We start from the raw sequence: 17,359 nt of genomic DNA, 5'->3' as shown, positions 1-17,359 counted from the left end.
GGAATCATAGACCGAACCGAGCGGTCGCGCGCCTCGTCAGCTCAGTCGGCGGAGAACTTCGCCGTCAGCCCGTGCTCGGCGCGGATCCGCCGAAGCGTGCCGGTGGAGGAGCGCATGACGATCGTGTCGGTGGTCACGCCCTGCGGACCAAAGCGGACGCCCGCGAGCAACCCTCCGGTAGTGACGCCGGTGGCTGCGAACAGCACGTTGCCGGACGCCATATCGTCGACGTCGTAAACCCGTGAGAAGTCGTCGATGCCCATCGCTTCCGCCCGGCGGCGGGATTCGGGCGTGTCGAGGATCAGTCGGCCCTGCATGCGCCCGCCCATGCACTTGAGAGCGGCCGCGGCGAGGACGCCCTCAGGCGCGCCGCCGACGCCGAGATAGATGTCGACGCCGGTCTTCGCAGGATCGGTGACGTCGATCACGGCGGCGACGTCACCGTCGGTGATCAGGCGCACGGCGGCGCCCGTCGCGCGGACGGCTGCGATCAGCTTGGCGTGCCGCGGGCGGTCGAGAATGCAGGCGGTGATCTCGTCGATCGCGACGCCCTTGGCCTTCGCGAGGCGGTAGATGTTCTCGGCAGGCGACGCGTCGAGGCTGACGATCCCCTCCGCATAGCCCGGCCCAATCGCGACCTTATCCATGTAGCAGTCGGGCGCGTTCAGCAGCGATCCGGGCTGCGCCATAGCGATCACTGCGATGGCGTTGGGCTGGCCCTTTGCGCAGAGCGTCGCGCCTTCCAGCGGATCGAGCGCGATGTCGACGCGCGGGCCGCTGAGATCGCCGACCTCCTCGCCGATGAACAGCATCGGCGCCTGATCGCGCTCGCCCTCGCCGATGACAACCGTGCCGTGGATGGCGAGCTGGTTCAGCTCGCGGCGCATGGCGTCAACCGCGGCCTTGTCGGCCGCCATCTCGTCGCCGCGGCCCCGCAGCCGCGCGGCCGCGACTGCAGCGTGTTCGGTGACGCGCACGAGCTCCAGAGCCAGCGCACGGTTGATGACTTCGTGATGGGTGACGAGAGGCCCGCCGCGCGAGCGCCTGAGCGGAACCACATTACGCCTGGCAGCGACGTTCTTGGCCATTCTGCCGTTTCCTCTGACGCGTCTTTGCGCGTCTTACCTCAGCGTTTTTCGATTCGTATGACCTGAGGCGTCCCGTCGATATGCCCGTCCGCTTCGATTGCGTCCAGAGCGGCGCGCAAGGCCGCTTCGTTGGTGGCGTAGGTGATCAGCACGACCGAGACCGGCGCGACGCTGGCCCGCTCACCGTCAGGCTCTTGTGCGCGCTGCACGATACTGCGGAGGGAGATGCCCTGTTCCGCCATTCGGGTCGCGATCGCGGCGGCGGCGCCGGGGCGGTCGATAACCGAAAGACGTATGTAATAGCCGCCCTTATGCGTCGCCATCGGGGCCCGCGTCGGCGCGGCGAGGGACTTCGCCGGCACGCCGAAGACAGGAAGCCTTAGGCCGCGAGCGACATCGACGATGTCGGCGATGACCGCGGAGGCCGTCGCGTCGCCGCCCGCGCCTGGCCCGGCTAGGATCAGCGCGCCGACGATGTCACCGTCGATCTCGACCGCGTTGGTCACGCCGTCGACCCGCGCGATAGCGCTGTCCTTCGGAAGCATCGCGGGGTGCACCCGCTGCTCGACGCCCGTCTCCGTGCGCGTCGCGACGCCGAGCAGTTTAACGCGGAAGCCCAGCTCCTCGGCCATTTCGAGGTCGAGCGGCGTGATCGATGCGATCCCCTCGACATAGATCCCGTCCGCATCGACCTCCACGCCGAAGGCGAGCGTCGCGAGCAGCGCCAGCTTGTGGGCCGCGTCGAAGCCGCCGATGTCGAAGGTGGGATCGGCCTCGGCGTAGCCGAGCCTCTGCGCGTCGGCGAGGCACTCTGCGAAGCCGAGCTTCTCCTTCTCCATCCGGGTCAGAATGTAGTTGCACGTGCCGTTGAGGATGCCGAAGACGCGGCTGATCCGGTTGCCGGCCAAGCCCTCGCGCAGCGTCTTCACGATCGGGATGCCGCCGGCGACCGCCGCCTCGAAGCCGACCGCGACGCCTGCCTCCTCAGCCGCCTTTGCGATCGCGAGGCCATGCTTGGCGAGCAGCGCCTTGTTGGCGGTGACGACGTGGCGTCCGCTTTCGATCGCGGTTTCAACGCAGGCGCGCGCCGCGCCCTCCGCGCCGCCGATCAGCTCCACCACGAGGTCGACTTCGTTGGAGCGGGCGAGCTGGCTTGGATCGACGTGCCAGGCGGCGTTGGAGAGGTCGATCCCCCGAGCCCGGTTCCGGTCACGAGCCGAGACGGCGGTGACGACGACAGGCCGCCCGGCCTTGGACGCGATCTCGTCGGCCTTCTCGGTCAGCACGCGGACAACGGACGCGCCCACCGTGCCAAGGCCGGCGACGCCGACCCTCAAGGGTTCGGGCATCTCGATAGTTTCCGTGAATGGTAGGGGCGCGTCCGCCTCTCAGCGGGCCGCGGCGAGCGGGACGACGTTGTGCAACGTCTCGTCCGCCGTTTCAAGGAAGCGCCGGATGGAGCGCGCGGCCTGACGGATGCGGTGCTCATTCTCGACCAGCGCGATGCGGACGAACTCGTCGCCGTGTTCGCCGAAGCCGATGCCCGGCGCCACCGCAACCGAGGCCTTCTCGACGAGCAGCTTCGAGAATTCGAGGCTGCCGAGCGCGCGGAACTTCTCGGGGATCGGGGCCCAGGCGAACATCGAAGCCTTTGGGCTCGGCACCGGGAAGCCTGCGCGGCCGAAGCTGTCGACGAGGACGTCCCGCCGCTTCTTATAGATCTCCCGCATCTCCGCGATGCAATCGTCCGGCCCGTTCAGCGCGGCCGTGGCCGCGACCTGGATTGGCGTATAAGCGCCGTAATCCAGATAGGATTTCACCCGCGCCAACGCCGCAATCAGGCGCTCATTGCCGACGGCGAAGCCGACCCGCCAGCCGGGCATGGAATAGGTCTTCGACAACGAGGTGAACTCCACCGCGACGTCCATCGCGCCGGGGACCTGCAGGATTGAGGGCGGCGGGTCCCCGTCAAAATAGATTTCGGAATAAGCGAGATCCGAGAGGATGAAGAGGTCGTGCTGCTTCGCGAAGCGCACGACGTCCTTGTAGAAATCGAGGTCGGCGACCTCCGCCGTCGGGTTCGACGGATAGCAGGTGATGATCGCGATCGGCTTCGGGATCGAATGGATCACGGCCCGCTCGAGCGCATAGAAGTAGTCCGCACCCGGCGTCGCCGGCACGTTGCGGATCACGCCGCCCGCCATCAGAAAGCCGAAGGCGTGGATCGGGTAGCTCGGGTTAGGGGCGAGCACGACGTCGCCGGGCGCAGTGATGGCCTGCGCCATGTTGGCGAAGCCTTCCTTCGAGCCGAGCGTCGCGACGATCTGTGTATCGGGATCGAGCTTAACGCCGAACCGGCGGGCGTAATAGGCGGCCTGCGCCTTCCTCAGGCCGGGGATGCCCTTGGAGGCGGAGTAGCGGTTCGTGCGCGGCTTGGTCACCGCCTCGATCAGCTTGGCGTTGATATGCTCGGGCGTCGGCAGGTCAGGATTGCCCATGCCGAGATCGATGATGTCAGCGCCTCCCTTTCGGGCGGCGGCCTTCACGCGGTTGACCTGCTCGAAGACGTAAGGCGGCAGACGCCGGACGGAGTGGAATTCGGACATGGCTTGATTCGCGGGGTTTCGGGGCCGCGCCCGCGCGATCCCACAGTCCCGACGGAATACCTCAGGCGGACCATTGCGGCAAACCCGCGCCGCGCGTCATTGGTCGAAAGCGGCTGCGCTCAGCGAGCGGCCCGCGGCTGACGCTTGCGGGCGAGCAGGTCGGCCTGGAGTTGGCGCTGCTCGGCCTGCGACTTCAGCGGCCGGTTCGGATCGCTTCCCGGGTCGGGATAAACGCGAGGCGTCGAGAGGCCCGTCGGCGGCGGCGGCAACCCGCGGTCGCCCTTCGGCCCGTATTTGCCGCAGCCCGCGAGCGCGAGCGCGAGCGCGCCGGCCGTCACAAGCGCGAAGCGGACGAACACACCGGATGCTCTCATCGGCTTCATGGTCTCGATCAGGCGGGAAGACGCGAAATTTCGCGTCAAGCTAACGCCGCCCGTGACGTGACAAGCGGCTTGCGCCTATTCTCATGGGAACAGGGACGGACGCAAGCCGCGGAAACGCTTCGGCGAAGACCGGACGACCGGGGCAGGATGACTCGAGGAGGTCGGCATGGGCCGCAAGGCCGTGAGCCGGAGACCGAAGTCGGCAGTCGAGCAGCCGCTCGCGGCCGACGAGACGCGAAGCGCGAAGCCTGCGATCCCCCGTCCGAGCTCGGCCTCTCCGTCCCTTGTTTCCAAACCGACCAAGAAGCCGTCGGCGCGGAGGGCGAAGGCGGATCAGCCGCCAGCCAAGAGCGCCTTAAAGCCCGCGTCAGCCAAGCCGAAGATTGTCCGGGCTAAGGCCGCAAAGCCGAAGGCCGTGAAGTCTGCCGCGGCTGACACTTCCGCTTCGAAGCCTGCGGCCGCCGAGGGCGATGCGCCAAAAGCTGCGCCGCGCGGGAAGTCTCGGCCGCAGAAGCCTGAACCGAATCCGTCAGCTTCCAGTTTCGAGCAGACGGCCCATCAAGACGACGCGAACCCGTTTCTGACTCCTGAGGTTGAACGCTTCGCTCAGAACATGGCGGGTTTCTGGGAGGCGAGCGGCGCCGCGCTTTCGGCGTATATGAAGCCGCGGGAGGCCGGCCAGCGGGCGGCTTCGGGCGCGGAGCAGGCGGTCGACATCGTCCGCACGCTCGGACAGGTCGTGGAGAGCTGGCTCGCCGATCCCGCACGCGTCGCCGAAGCGCAGCGGGATCTGGCTGGAGGTTTTCTCGAGCTTTGGACCGGGACTCTCAAGCGCCTCTCGGGCCAAGCCGCACAGCCGGTCGTCGAGCCGCATCCACGCGACTCTCGCTTCAAGGACCCCGAATGGTCCGAGCACCCGATCTTCGACTTCCTCAAGCAGGCGTATCTGCACACGTCCGGCTGGGCCGAGCGGATGGTCGACCAGTCCCAGGATCTCGACCCGCACGTTCGCCACAAGGCGGCGTTCTACGTGAAGCTGATCGCCAACGCGCTTTCGCCCTCGAACTTCGTGCCAACTAACCCGGAGCTCATCCGCGAGACGCTGGCGTCGAAGGGCGAGAACCTCGTTCGCGGCATGCGGATGCTGGCCGAGGACATCCAGGCCGGCAACGGCGACCTGCGGATCCGTCAGACCGACCCCAAGGATTTCGAAGTCGGCCGCAATCTCGCGGTCTCTCCGGGCAAGGTGATCTACCGCAACGAGCTGTTCGAGCTCATCCAGTATGCGCCGTCGACCGGGATGGTCCGAACGCGGCCGCTGGTGATCGTGCCGCCCTGGATCAACAAGTTCTACATCCTCGACCTGACGCCCGACAAAAGCCTGATCAAGTGGTCCGTGGAACAGGGGCTGACCGTGTTCTGCGTGTCGTGGGTCAACCCCGACCAGCGTCATGCGGACATGAGCTTCGACGACTACATGCGCGACGGCATCATGCGCGCGATCGACGTCGCACGGGAGATTTGCGACGTCGATCAGGTCGATACGGTGGGTTATTGTGTGGGCGGCACCCTGCTCGCGATCACGCTCGCCTACATGGCCGCAAGCGGTGACCATCGGGTCGCAAGCGCGACGATGCTGACGGCTCAGGTCGACTTCACCAATGCGGGCGATCTGAAGGTTTTCGTCGACGAGGAGCAGATCGCGGCCGTCGAAGCGCACATGAAGGAAGTCGGCTTCCTTGAGGGCGCACGAATGGCGAACGCCTTCAACATGCTTCGCTCGAACGATCTGATCTGGCCCTATGTCGTCAACAACTACCTCAAGGGTAAGGCGCCCTTCCCGTTCGACCTGCTGTTCTGGAATTCCGACGCGACGCGGATGCCGGCGGCGAACCACTCCTTCTATCTTCGACGCTGTTATCTGCGGAACGACCTCGCGCGGGGACGCATGGAGATCCTCGGGAAGAAGCTCAACCTCAAGACGGTGAAGACGCCGATCTACAGCGTGGCGACGCGCGAAGACCACATCGCGCCGGCGACGTCCGTCTACGACGGGAGCCGGCTGTTCGGAGGATCCGTGCGCTTCGTGCTCGCAGGCTCCGGCCACATCGCAGGGGTCGTGAACCCGCCAGCGCGGCTTAAATACCAGCACTGGACCGGGGAGGCGGCGGAAGGCGGCCTCAATGAATGGATCGCCGCGGCGGAGGAGAAGCCGGGCTCGTGGTGGCCGGACTGGCGCGCCTGGCTTGCGGCGGCGGACGCGACGATGGTGGCCGCGCGGGTCCCCGGCGAAGGCCCCTACCCGGCTATCGACGACGCGCCGGGTAGCTACGTGAAGGTGAAGGCGTAGAGAGACGCGAGGCAATCTTCTTGTCCGGCCCCGCGCCGTCTCTCGCGGACGCTTTCAGCGCGTCATGCCGTAGGCAAGCGTGCCCGCAAATACGCCGAACATCGAGAGCACTGCGGCGACGACAACGATCGTTTCGAAAGGCATGACGTTCTCCTCTTGCATTGAGGAGGACATCATTCCAGCGCGACGCCGCGGCGCTTTGATCCGCGTCAAAGACCTGACATGTCACGGAAAGACGGCGCGGCTCTCCAGCCCTTCGGTCTCCGGGAATCCGCAGACCACGTTCATGTTCTGAACCGCCTGCCCCGACGCGCCCTTCACGAGGTTATCGAGCGTCGAGATCACGATTGCCCGATCGGGCCCGCGGTCAGCCACCACGCCAAGCTGGACGAAGTTCGAACCGCGCACGTGGCGGGACTGCGGGACCTTGCCGAACGGCAGCACGGCGATGAAGGGCTCGCCGGCATATGTCTCGGTCAGCGTCTCGTGCAGTTTCTCAGCGGTTGCGCCCGCAGCCAGCGTCACTGTGACCGTCGCGTAGATGCCGCGGTTCATCGGGATCAGCAGCGGCGTAAAGGTCGCCCGGGACAGTCGGCCCGAGGCCTTGTCGAATTCCTGATCGAGCTCCGACGTGTGCCGGTGCTTGCCGACCCCATAGGCATGCACGCCCTCGGAAACCTCCGAGAACAGCATCTCCTCTTTCGCCGCCCGCCCAGCCCCGGACATGCCGGTCGCGGAGACGACGACGATGTTATCGGGATCGATCAGTTTCTCACGTAGCAACGGAACGATGGGCAAAATCGAGGTCGTCGAATGGCAGCCGGGATTGGCGATGAGCCGAGCCCCTGCGATCGCGTCGCGGTTCAGCTCGGTCACGCCGAACGCCGCCTCCTTCTGGAGTTCGAGCGCCTGATGCGGATGGCCGTACCAGGTCTCGTAGTCCGCGGGGTCCGCGAGACGAAAGTCAGCGGAGAGATCGACGACCTTGAGCGTCTGTTTCTTCTCGAACAGGCCAGCGATCACCCCCTGCGTCGTACCGTGCGGCAGAGCGCAGAAGACGAGGTCGATGGCGTCAAGGTCGATCTCCGCGATCGTGATCAGCCGCGGAAGTTCGACGCCTGCGAATTGCGGAAACACATCCGCCATCGCCTGCCCTGCCTTCCGGTCAGCGGTCAGCGCCGCGATCTTGACGCGGGGATGGCGCAGCAGCAGGCGCACGAGTTCAGAGCCCGTATAGCCGGAGGCGCCGAGGATCGCGACGTTGATGAGGTCGGCCATTTCATGCCTCACACGCAGGCGTCATCCCGGCTGCGGAGCCGGGATCGTCTTCAGAATGTGGCGTCTAGCATGATCCGCGCTGGACTTGGATGACGATCCCGCATCGTCGCTTACGCCAACCGGGTTGACGCTTGCGGAGCCTGTCAAATCTCAACCACCACCCGACCGCGGACCTTCCCCTCAAGGATCGCCTCCGCCGTCGGCACGATCTCGTCGAAACCGATCGTCTTCGTCATCGAACGCAGCTTGTCGCGGTCAAGGTCCTTGGCGAGCCGCCCCCACGCCTCGATCCGGATCGGCTTCGGAACCGTGACGCTGTTGATGCCGAGCAGCGAGACGCCGCGCAGGATGAATGGGGCGACGGATGTCGGTAGGTCCATACCCGCCGCGAGCCCGCAGGCCGCCACCGCCCCGCCCGCCATCGTCTGCGCGAGAGCGTTCGCGAGCGGCACCGAACCGACGCTGTCGACCACGCCGGCGAAGCGCTCCTTCTGCAGCGGCTTGCCCGGAGCGGCCAGCTCCTCGCGGGGGATGATCGACGACGCGCCAAGGCCCTTGAGGTAGTCCGCCTCTTCCGCACGGCCGGTGGAGGCCACCACTTCGTGGCCGAGCTTCGCGAGCAGCGCCACCGCGACAGAACCGACGCCGCCGGCCGCTCCCGTCACCAGCACCGGCCCCCGCGCGGGCGTAACTCCGTGACGCTCGAGCGCCATCACGCAGAGCATCGCGGTATATCCGGCCGTGCCGATCGCCATCGACTCCGCGGCGTCGAGACCTTCCGGCAGCGGCACGAGCCAGTCGCCCTTCACCCGCGCAAGCTCGGCGTAGCCGCCGAGATGTCCCTCGCCGACGCCCCAGCCGTTCAGCACGACCTGGTCGCCTTCCGAGAAGTCGGGATTGGTCGAGGAGACCACCTTTCCTGCGAAGTCGATGCCGGGGATCATCGGAAAGCGTCGCACGACCGGCGATTTTCCGGTGATGGCAAGCCCGTCCTTGTAGTTCACGGTCGAGTGCGAGACGCGCACGACGATGTCGCCATCCATCAGATCCGCCTCATCGAAATCGACCGTCGAGACGCTCTGGCCCCCGTCGGCCTTGTCGATACGCAGCGCACGGAAAGTCCCCATCTCGGGCGTCTCCTGGTTCGAGTCGCAGCACTAGATAGGGAAGCCGCCGCTCTCCGTCATCGGCGTGCTCTACAAGGGCCGGAGCGTTATGCCCGTGCGCATAGAGCGCTCGACGCCGCTTCAAATGTTCTTTTCATGACGTTCAGGTCTTCAAAAACGGCGCAGGGCCTACTATCATAGTTATGCTCTAAATGAGCATAACGTCGGTTCGATCATTGGAGGACGCCATGTCCCCGCTCGCCGCCTCGCTCGTACGCGCCGAAGCCTTCGCCCAGGCGCCGCGCCGGTTTCCGCCGGTCGCGATGCCTTCGCTCGAATATACGCCGGAGGTCGCAGCCGCCACGGCGCATCTCTACGAGCGCGTGAAGACGGTCATCCCCGCGATTGAGTGGCCGGTGTTCGCGCCTTACGTGAAGGCGATCAACGATCTCAAGAAGGTCCGCAACGCGGTGATCCTAGCGCACAATTACCAGACGCCGGAGATCTACAATTGCGTGGCGGACGTGGTCGGCGACAGCTTTCAGCTCGCGCGCGAGGCGACGAAGACCGACGCCGACGTCATCGTCCAATGCGGCGTGCACTTCATGGCCGAGACTTCGAAGATCCTGAACCCGGACAAGACGGTGCTGATCCCCGACAGCCGCGCCGGCTGTTCGCTCGCCACCTCGATCACTGCCGCCGACATCCGCGCGCTGCGTCTGAAGCACCCGGGGGTCCCGGTCGCCGTGTATGTGAACACCACGGCTGAAGTGAAAGCTGAAGCCGATATCTGCCTGACCTCAGGCAACGCCGTGCAGGTCGTGGAATCGCTCGGCGTTCCGGAAGTGATGGTTCTGCCGGACCAGTATCTTGCGGCCTGGATCGCCTCGCAGACCGCCGTGCGGATCATTACTTGGAACGGCGCCTGCGAGGTGCACGAGCGATTCACCGCCGAGGAGCTCCGGGGCTACCGCGAGGCTGAGCCGGGCGTGGTCATCCTTGCCCACCCCGAGTGCCCGCCGGAGGTGCTGGCCGAGGCCGATTTCACCGGCTCGACGGCGAAGCTTGCGGAGTACGTCAAGAACGAGAAGCCGAAGAAGGTCGTGCTGATCACCGAGTGCTCCATGGCCGATAACGTCATGGTCAACGCGCCGGAGACCGAGTTCGTGAAGCCGTGCAACCTCTGCCCTCACATGAAGCGCATTACGCTGCCAAAGATCCTCGAGAGCCTCGTGCACATGCGCGACGAGGTTCTCGTCGATCCGGCGGTCGCCGACCGCGCGCGGCTGAGCGTCGAGCGCATGGTGAACCTGAAGATCTGATCTGCGGCTTCTGCCGCAGCCGTCATCCCGGCCGAGCGAAGCGAGAGCCAGGATCGCGATTAGAACAGAGCGCTTCATCCTGATGACGATCCTAGATCAGCCGACGGCGATCCGGGATGACGGGTGGAATGAATGACCGACTCTCCTGAAATCGTAGATTTCGGTGAACTCGCCCCGCTCTCCTGGTCTGGCGTCGACGACGTGGTGATCGTGGGCGCTGGGCTTGCTGGCCTCTTCACCGCGCTGAAGCTCGCGCCCCGGCCAGTCACGGTCGTCGCTGCAGCGCCGCTCGGCTCCGGCGCGTCGTCCGCGTGGGCGCAGGGCGGCGTCGCGGCGGCGGTCGGCCTCGGCGACACCGCCAAGAAGCACGCCGCCGACACGATCGCGGCCGGCGCCGGCATCGTCGATCCGGCGATCGCCCGGCTGATGGCTGAGGAGGGGCCGGCGCGGATCGCCGATCTTCTCGCCTACGGCGTGCCGTTCGACCGAGACCTCGAAGGTCGGCTGCTGCTGTCGCAGGAAGCCGCGCATAACGAACGCCGGATCGTGCGCGTCAACGGCGACCTTGCCGGCCGGGCGATCATGGAGGCATTGATCGCCGCTGTCCGGAACACGCCGTCGATCCGCCTGCTGGAAGGCTATGCCGCCGAAACACTGCTGACCGAGGGCCGCTTCGTCACGGGGGTAGTCGTTCGTGCCCATGTCCCCTCGGCGCAGCCGGTGAACCTCTCCGCCCGCGCCGTCGTGCTGGCGTCCGGCGGCGTCGGCCATCTCTATGCCGTCACAACCAATCCGCTCGAGGCCCGCGGCTCCGGTCTCGCCATGGCGGCGCGCGCCGGCGCGGTGCTCGCCGACCTCGAATTCGTGCAGTTTCACCCGACCGCGATGGCGATCGGCCAGGACCCCGCCCCGCTCGCAACTGAGGCGCTGCGCGGCGAAGGCGCGATCCTGGTCAACCGGGAGGGCCGCCGGATCATGGATGGCGTGCACCCCGACCTTGACCTCGCGCCGAGGGATATCGTCGCTCGCGCGGTGTATGAGGCGTCGCGAAACGGCGGCGCCTTCCTTGACACCCGCGCGGCGCTGGGCGAGCGCTTCGCCGAGCATTTCCCCACCGTCTACGCCGCTTGCCGGACTGCGGGCCTCGACCCCGCCCGCGAGGCGATCCCCGTCGCGCCCGCCGCGCACTATCACATGGGCGGCGTGCTCACCGATGCGAACGGGCGCACATCGCTCGACGGCCTGTGGGCCTGCGGCGAAGCTGCCTCCACCGGCGCGCACGGCGCAAACCGGCTCGCCTCGAATTCGCTGCTCGAGGCGGTCGTTTTCGGCGCCCGTGTCGCCGAGGACATCCTGGGGCTCGTCCCCGCCTCTCCAGCGCCCGCGGAACGAGCCACGACCCGCGCAACTGCTGGCGCAACGAAGGCGGACAGCTCGGCCATAGCCCTGTTGCGCCAGACAATGACGGATTGCGTCGGCGTCGTCCGCGATGGGGCGCGGCTCAGTCAGGCCGTGGGCGCGCTTGACGAAATTCGTAGGGAGGCGCGCTCGGCCGACGTCGCGAACATGGCGACGGCTGCGCTACTCGTCGCGGTATCTGCTTCTCGGCGCGAGGAAAGCCTCGGCGCGCATTACCGGTCGGACTTCGCCAAGCCTGTCGAGGCGCTGCGGCAGCGCTCTGTCATCACGCTCGACGACGCGTTGGCGGGCGTCGAGCCGGCCGAGCGGCGGCTCGTGGCGTCGTGATCGCTCCGCTGGATCCGATCTCGGTTCGCCGCGCAGTCGAGGCGGCGCTCGCCGAAGATCTCGGGCGCGCGGGCGATTTGACGAGCGCGGCGACCGTCCCGGCTGCAGCCCGCGCCAACGTCGCGATCGTCTCGCGCCAGTTCGGAAGGCTTGCCGGCCTTCAACTCGCGCAAGCGGCCTTTGGCGCGCTGGACCCGCAGATCCTGTTCAAGAGCGAAAAGGCCGACGCAGACGCCATCTTGCCCGGTGACGTCATCGCCCGCATCGAGGGTCCTGCCCGGGCGGTGCTGACGGCGGAGCGGACCGCGCTCAACTTCCTCGGGCATCTCTCAGGGGTTGCGACGGCGACCGCGACCTACGCCGATCTCATCGCCCACACCAAGGCGAAAATCTGCTGCACGCGGAAGACGTTGCCTGGGCTGCGGGTGTTCCAGAAATACGCCGTTCGCTGCGGCGGCGGCTCGAACCACCGCTTCGGGCTCGATGACGCGATCCTCATCAAGGACAACCACATCGCAGTCGCCGGCGGCGTGGAACAGGCGCTCAAGGCTGCCAAGGCCGCTGCCGGGCATCTCGTCAAGATCGAGATTGAGGTCGACGACCTCGATCAACTCGACCGGGTGATCGCGGAAGGCGCCGACGTCGTGCTGCTCGACAACATGGATCCCGCAACGCTTTCCGAGGCGGTGAGGCGAATTGGCGGCCGGATGATTGCCGAGGCGTCCGGCAACGTCTCGCTCGAGACGGTGGCCGGGATAGCGGAGACCGGCGTTGATCTGATTTCAGTGGGCCGGATCACGCACTCGGCGCCCAATCTGGATCTCGGGCTGGACGCCGAACTCGTCCTGTGACGGATCGTGGTTAATGATCTCGTAAGAATATCGCGCAAGGGTTGCATTACGACGTAGCGCATCGTGCGCCGCGCGGCCCGAGCGACGTCATGAAAGCCCCGCCCTCACTGCTTGCAATCACTCTGATTTCAACGATCTCCGCCGCGCATGCCGAAACTCTGACCTTCAGAGGAACCGCACTCTCCGCGTGTGCCCTCATCGCGCCGGTCGATGGGACGCTCGCGCTCAACAGTGATCTGAAATCTTGGGCGACGGCCACTCCGGCCACGATTTCCGCCATCAACACTGCGCCGGCCACCCTATCCGTGACGAAGCCGACGGACTGGGTGAGCGGACCGGCCGGCTCGCCTCCGACGACCTTCACCGTCAGCGCCCAGACAACGGGCGTCAACCTCGGCGTGCTGTCGATCCTCGGCAACGGCGTCACCACATCGTTGAGCGGGCTGGGCACGTCTCAGCTCATCGTCTCGCTCGGAGCAACCGCGAGCACGCCCTACCGAGCGGGTAACTACGCCGCCGAAGTGACCGTCACATGCACCGTCCCATGATGACCAAGGCCGGCATCTGCGCCTTTGCCCTGTTGTGCCTGCCAGCGGCAGCAGCCGCCCACGCCATTTTCCCGGGCGACCAGACGGTCATGACGCTCGGGGACCGCGCTTTCGTCCGACTTCAGGCCGTAAGCGATCCGCGCGACGCCTCGACCTTTGCAGTCGAGATCTTCAACTTTGAAGACTGGACCCCGTCGCGTCTCGCCGTAGCCACGCCCGAGCGCTTCGTTCTCCCCCCGAGAGATCCCCAGAGCCTCGATGCGTCCGAACGCTCGATCACCGTGCTCGTAGATCTCAACGGCAAGCCGATGCAGCGGCTGAGGATCTGCACCAAGAGCGTTGCGCCTCGGGACGCTCTGCGCGCCAGGGCGACCACGATCACAACGCGCGTATGCGCGAACGTCACAGTGAAGCGGTTCAGCGCATGACCAGCACCCGCGTTATGCCGGCGATGGCTTTCGTGTGCCTTCTCGGCGGCCCTGCTGCGGCGCAGCAGGGGTTCTACCTTCCCACGCCCAGCACCAGCTACGGACAGGACGAGTTTCGGGCGGCTGACGGCACAAGCTGCCGCTCGACAATGGACGGCGCTCGCCATCTCGAAGTCGGAGCCTTCCGCTCCGACAATCCGAATGATGGCGGCCTCTATGTCTTGCAGGGTCTGCCTGGTCAGACGAAGCAAAGAAACACAGGCGTCTACGGACGGTTCTCAATTTCTCTCGACGCTCCCACGCAGCGCATGGACTGCACAGCGCTCTATCGGCTTGAGATCGAGCGACGCACCCTCGAGAACGAGATGATGAAGCAGAGCCTGAACGCCGCGAACAATCGCCTCGACGAGCTGAAGGGCTCGGTCGCGCAGGCTCCGGCGGCCCCGCCGCCCGTAAGCGACGGGGCGACAGAGGCGACCGGATCGATCCCCAAGCGGAAGAACCGCCGCCCGAAGCCCTACAATGTGGCCGACGAGCTTCGGCGTCTTCCGCCGCCTTAGGGCCTGTGCGTCAGGCCACCGCGACGGCGACGTCTAGGCCGGCCTTCGCTAGGTGCGAGTAGGGGCACACCACGTGCGCCTTGGCGGCGAGGTCTTGCGCCTGCTCCCGATCGAAGCCGGGGATCGTCACGGTGAGCGAAACGTCGAGGCCGAAGCCCTGGCCGTCGTCACGCTGGCCGATGCCGACCTTAGCCGCGACGGTGGTATTGTCGGGGATCTTCACCTTCTCGCGGCCGGCGACGAATTTGAGCGCGCCGAGGAAACACGCGGAATAGCCGGCGGCGAAAAGCTGCTCGGGATTGGTGCCCGCGCCGCCTGGGCCGCCGAGCTCCTTCGCGGTCACCAGATCAACCTTGAGATTGCCGTCGGTCGTGGCGGCGGAGCCGGTGCGGCCGCCGGTGGCGACGGCTTCGGTCGAGTAAAGGACCTTCATGAGAGCCTCCTGTGGTTCGCCGCGATGACCGCGACTATTCGTTATCGCGATATTTATTAGCGCGGCCTATTTAGGAACCACCGCCTGCGCATGGGCGTCATGCATTTAATTATTGCGATAGTGATTATCTTGTCGTGAGATCGTCAGACACATCGCGAGCGCCGCAATGTCCGCCTCTCAGCCAAGCCTGCGCCTGCAGGACCAACTTTGCTACGCCGTCTATTCGACCGCGATTGCGATCAACCGCGTCTATAAGCCGGCGCTCGACACGCTCGGCCTGACTTACCCTCAGTATCTCGCGCTGCTCGTGCTCTGGGAGGAGGATGGGCTGACCGTGAAGGCGATCGCGGATCGGCTGATGCTGGAGTCGAGCACGCTGACCCCGCTGCTCAAGCGGCTGGAGGCTTCGGGCTACGTCGCGCGGCGGCGAAGCGAGGAGGACGAGCGGCAGGTCATCGTGAAGCTCACGAGCAAAGGACAGGCGCTCAAGGAGCGCGCGCCTTGCGTGCCGCTGTCGCTGCTGAGCTCTTCCAGGTTGTCGGTCAGCGAACTCAAGCGACTGAACGGCGACGTCCAAGCGCTGCGCGACGCGCTGGCGGCCAAGCTCGCCGAAGCCGCCTGAAGCGTCGCGCCTAGGCGCGACGCCGTGTTTCTGCTGCAGCTCGCGCCAGTAGGTTTCGCGCGCGATCCCGTCGAGCGACTTCAGCTTTGCGGCCTCGTCCGGCGTCAGCGTAACAAGCTTGTAGCCGCGCGAACGGAGGCAGGCGTAGCGGTCGGCAAACTGGTCGCGCGGCGGGGCAAACCCCGTGTCGCCGATAGCAATTCCGCTGCCGCCCTCGGAAAAGGCGGCGCAGGACATCTCGTCCTCGTTTGCCTCCGCCGGTCCGGCGCCGGACTTCATCCAGCGCTTTTCGCCTGCGCAGCCGGCGAGGCCGAGCGCGCAGACGAGCGCGACCGCGAGCCTCGGAGCGCCATGCGCCCTCAAAGCGCGATGCTCCGGCCTGCCCGCTTCCGCTCCGCGAGCAGGCCGAGATAGATCTGCGCCAGCGAGCAGCCGGCGAGCGCGGTGATCTGCGCGTGATCGTAAGGCGGCGAGACCTCGACGATGTCGAAGCCCTTGAGGTCGAGTGGCCCAAGTCGCCTGAGGCACGAGATCGCGAAGGCCGAGGAGACGCCGCCCGGCACCGGCGTGCCTGTCCCCGGCGCGAAGGCCGGGTCGAGGCAGTCGATGTCGAAGCTCACATAGACCGGCGTGTCCTCGACATGGCCCAGGATGCGGCTGGAGACCGCGAGCGGTCCCATCTCCTGCGCAAGCAGCCCGTCGACGATCGAGATGCCGTAATCCTGCGGCGCGTTGGTGCGGATGCCGATCTGCATCGAGCGCTCTGGGATGATCAGCCCATCGCGGACCGCGCGGGTGATCATCGTGCCGTGGTCGATCCGGCCGCCATCGTCATCCCATGTGTCCTGGTGCGCGTCGAACTGCACGAGCGCCACGGGACGCCCAAGCCGCGCGACCAGCGCCTTCAGCACGGGATAGGTGAGAAAGTGGTCGCCGCCGAGCGTGACGAGATGCGCGCCCGTCGCGAGCCGCGTCGCGGCCTGCGCCTCGATCGCCGCCGGCGCCTGATCGACCCGGCCATAGTCGAGCGAGCAGTCGCCGGTGTCGGCCACTGCCATGTCCGCGAAGATGTCGAAGCCGAACGGGTAAGACGGGTCGCCGACATTCACGGTCGACGCCTCGCGGATCGCCCGAGGCCCGAACCGCGTCCCCGGCCGGTTCGAGACGGAGGTGTCAAGCGGAACGCCCCAGACCGCGACGTCGTACCCCTCCGCCGAGCGTGCATACGGCCGGCGAAGGAAGGAGAGCGCGCCCGCGTAGTTTGACTCGATCGACTCGCCGTAGCGCCGGGATGGATCGAGCGCGTCGTCGACTGGGCGGGGGTGAAGGGGGTCTTTGACGATCATGACTCATCCGTCATCCCGGTCGCAGCGCAGCGCAGAGCCGGGATCGTGTGAAGGATCAGGCTCCCATAGCAGCGCCGAGTTCTGATGACGATCCCGATCGGCGCTTTGCTGCGTCCGGAGTAACGCCTGGTCCCTGAGGAGATGGGCCAAAACGAAAAAGGCGGGCCGCTGGGGCCCGCCTTGTCCGTACGCAGTACCTGAAACCGCTCGGGCGTCAGCGCTTCGAGAACTGGAAACTGCGACGCGCCTTAGCGCGGCCATACTTCTTGCGCTCGACCACGCGGCTGTCGCGGGTGAGGAAGCCGCCCTTCTTGAGGACGCCGCGCAGCTCCGGCTCGAAATAGGTCAGCGCCTTCGACACACCGTGCCGCACCGCGCCGGCCTGGCCCGAAAGCCCGCCGCCGGCCACCGTGACGGTGATGTCGTACGAGCCCTTGCGGTTCGCAACCTCAAGCGGCTGCTGCAGGATCATGCGCAGCACCGGACGGGCGAAATACACCTCGAGTTCGCGCTTGTTGATGAGCACCTTGCCCGAGCCCGGACGGATCCAGACGCGCGCGACGGCGTTCTTGCGCTTGCCGGTGGCGTAGGCGCGGCCGAACTGGTCGACCTTCTTGACATGCTTAGGGGCTTCCGGCTGAGCGTTCAGAGCGCCGCCGAGATCGCCGAGGGACTGGATGTTCTCGGCCATG

The 17,359-nt window shown here is 66.5% G+C and carries 17 protein-coding genes; 8 read left to right on the top strand and 9 right to left on the bottom strand.

Annotated elements, in window-relative coordinates:
- Positions 1–41 precede the first annotated feature (41 nt).
- The 4 genes from glpX to EYR15_RS04750 form a co-directional block, all read right to left on the bottom strand.
- On the bottom strand, positions 42–1,088 hold the full coding sequence (gene glpX / locus EYR15_RS04765) for a class II fructose-bisphosphatase (protein ID WP_131001762.1): 1,047 nt from the start codon (positions 1,086–1,088) through the stop codon (positions 42–44).
- 38 nt (positions 1,089–1,126) lie between these two features.
- Positions 1,127–2,437 (bottom strand): homoserine dehydrogenase, encoded by a 1,311-nt coding sequence (locus tag EYR15_RS04760; protein ID WP_131001761.1) that lies wholly within the window; start codon positions 2,435–2,437, stop codon positions 1,127–1,129.
- A gap of 39 nt (positions 2,438–2,476) precedes the next feature.
- On the bottom strand, positions 2,477–3,694 hold the full coding sequence (locus EYR15_RS04755) for an LL-diaminopimelate aminotransferase (RefSeq protein ID WP_131001760.1): 1,218 nt from the start codon (positions 3,692–3,694) through the stop codon (positions 2,477–2,479).
- Positions 3,695–3,813: 119 nt separating this feature from the next.
- On the bottom strand, positions 3,814–4,068 hold the full coding sequence (locus tag EYR15_RS04750; protein ID WP_131001759.1) for a hypothetical protein: 255 nt from the start codon (positions 4,066–4,068) through the stop codon (positions 3,814–3,816).
- Positions 4,069–4,690: 622 nt separating this feature from the next.
- Here EYR15_RS04750 and phaC point away from each other — a divergent pair.
- Positions 4,691–6,427, top strand: a complete 1,737-nt coding sequence (gene phaC, locus EYR15_RS04745) for a class I poly(R)-hydroxyalkanoic acid synthase (protein WP_245498152.1) — start codon at positions 4,691–4,693, stop codon at positions 6,425–6,427.
- 225 nt (positions 6,428–6,652) lie between these two features.
- Here phaC and argC read toward each other — a convergent pair whose 3' ends face one another.
- A complete protein-coding gene (gene argC, locus EYR15_RS04740; protein WP_131001757.1) occupies positions 6,653–7,705 on the bottom strand; it encodes an N-acetyl-gamma-glutamyl-phosphate reductase in 1,053 nt (350 codons plus the stop codon).
- 143 nt (positions 7,706–7,848) lie between these two features.
- Positions 7,849–8,832: an acrylyl-CoA reductase (NADPH) gene (acuI, locus tag EYR15_RS04735; protein ID WP_131001756.1), complete on the bottom strand. Its 984-nt coding sequence runs from the start codon at positions 8,830–8,832 to the stop codon at positions 7,849–7,851.
- A 227-nt stretch (positions 8,833–9,059) separates the two neighbouring features.
- On the opposite strand from acuI, the gene nadA reads away from it, so the two are divergent.
- The 6 genes from nadA to EYR15_RS04705 all read left to right on the top strand — a co-directional run bounded on the left by nadA (position 9,060) and on the right by EYR15_RS04705 (position 14,266).
- The gene (gene nadA / locus EYR15_RS04730; RefSeq protein WP_131001755.1) at positions 9,060–10,133 is read left to right on the top strand and encodes a quinolinate synthase NadA; all 1,074 of its coding nucleotides are present in this window, start codon (positions 9,060–9,062) and stop codon (positions 10,131–10,133) included.
- A gap of 132 nt (positions 10,134–10,265) precedes the next feature.
- Positions 10,266–11,879, top strand: a complete 1,614-nt coding sequence (locus EYR15_RS04725; protein ID WP_131001754.1) for an L-aspartate oxidase — start codon at positions 10,266–10,268, stop codon at positions 11,877–11,879.
- Complete coding sequence (gene nadC, locus EYR15_RS04720; RefSeq protein ID WP_165455425.1) at positions 11,876–12,730, top strand: carboxylating nicotinate-nucleotide diphosphorylase; 855 nt, start codon at positions 11,876–11,878, stop codon at positions 12,728–12,730. Before EYR15_RS04725 ends, nadC begins: the two co-directional genes overlap by 4 nt.
- A gap of 89 nt (positions 12,731–12,819) precedes the next feature.
- Entirely contained in the window at positions 12,820–13,278 is a 459-nt protein-coding gene (locus EYR15_RS04715) for a hypothetical protein (RefSeq protein ID WP_131001753.1), read from the top strand.
- A complete protein-coding gene (locus tag EYR15_RS04710) occupies positions 13,263–13,706 on the top strand; it encodes a hypothetical protein (protein ID WP_131001752.1) in 444 nt (147 codons plus the stop codon). The genes EYR15_RS04715 and EYR15_RS04710 overlap by 16 nt, the downstream gene beginning before the upstream one ends.
- Positions 13,703–14,266 carry a hypothetical protein gene (locus EYR15_RS04705; protein WP_131001751.1) on the top strand — a complete coding sequence of 188 codons (564 nt, stop codon included), beginning with the start codon at positions 13,703–13,705 and terminating at the stop codon, positions 14,264–14,266. The genes EYR15_RS04710 and EYR15_RS04705 overlap by 4 nt, the downstream gene beginning before the upstream one ends.
- A 10-nt stretch (positions 14,267–14,276) precedes the next feature.
- Here the strand turns inward: EYR15_RS04705 and EYR15_RS04700 are convergent, their stop codons facing one another.
- A complete protein-coding gene (locus EYR15_RS04700; protein ID WP_131001750.1) occupies positions 14,277–14,699 on the bottom strand; it encodes an organic hydroperoxide resistance protein in 423 nt (140 codons plus the stop codon).
- Positions 14,700–14,865: 166 nt separating this feature from the next.
- On the opposite strand from EYR15_RS04700, the gene EYR15_RS04695 reads away from it, so the two are divergent.
- Complete coding sequence (locus EYR15_RS04695; RefSeq protein WP_131001749.1) at positions 14,866–15,321, top strand: MarR family winged helix-turn-helix transcriptional regulator; 456 nt, start codon at positions 14,866–14,868, stop codon at positions 15,319–15,321.
- A gap of 359 nt (positions 15,322–15,680) precedes the next feature.
- Here the strand turns inward: EYR15_RS04695 and speB are convergent, their stop codons facing one another.
- Together speB and rpsI are read right to left on the bottom strand one after the other, a co-directional pair.
- Complete coding sequence (speB, locus tag EYR15_RS04690) at positions 15,681–16,667, bottom strand: agmatinase (RefSeq protein WP_131001748.1); 987 nt, start codon at positions 16,665–16,667, stop codon at positions 15,681–15,683.
- Positions 16,668–16,881: 214 nt separating this feature from the next.
- The gene (gene rpsI, locus EYR15_RS04685) at positions 16,882–17,358 is read right to left on the bottom strand and encodes a 30S ribosomal protein S9 (RefSeq protein ID WP_131001747.1); all 477 of its coding nucleotides are present in this window, start codon (positions 17,356–17,358) and stop codon (positions 16,882–16,884) included.
- Position 17,359: the final 1 nt, after the last annotated feature.

It is taken from the genome of Hansschlegelia quercus (assembly GCF_004310425.1).
Lineage (GTDB): Bacteria > Pseudomonadota > Alphaproteobacteria > Rhizobiales > Methylopilaceae > Methylopila > Methylopila quercus.
Note: the sequence above shows the minus strand (reverse complement) of the source record. Positions and strands in the feature narration are given on the sequence as shown.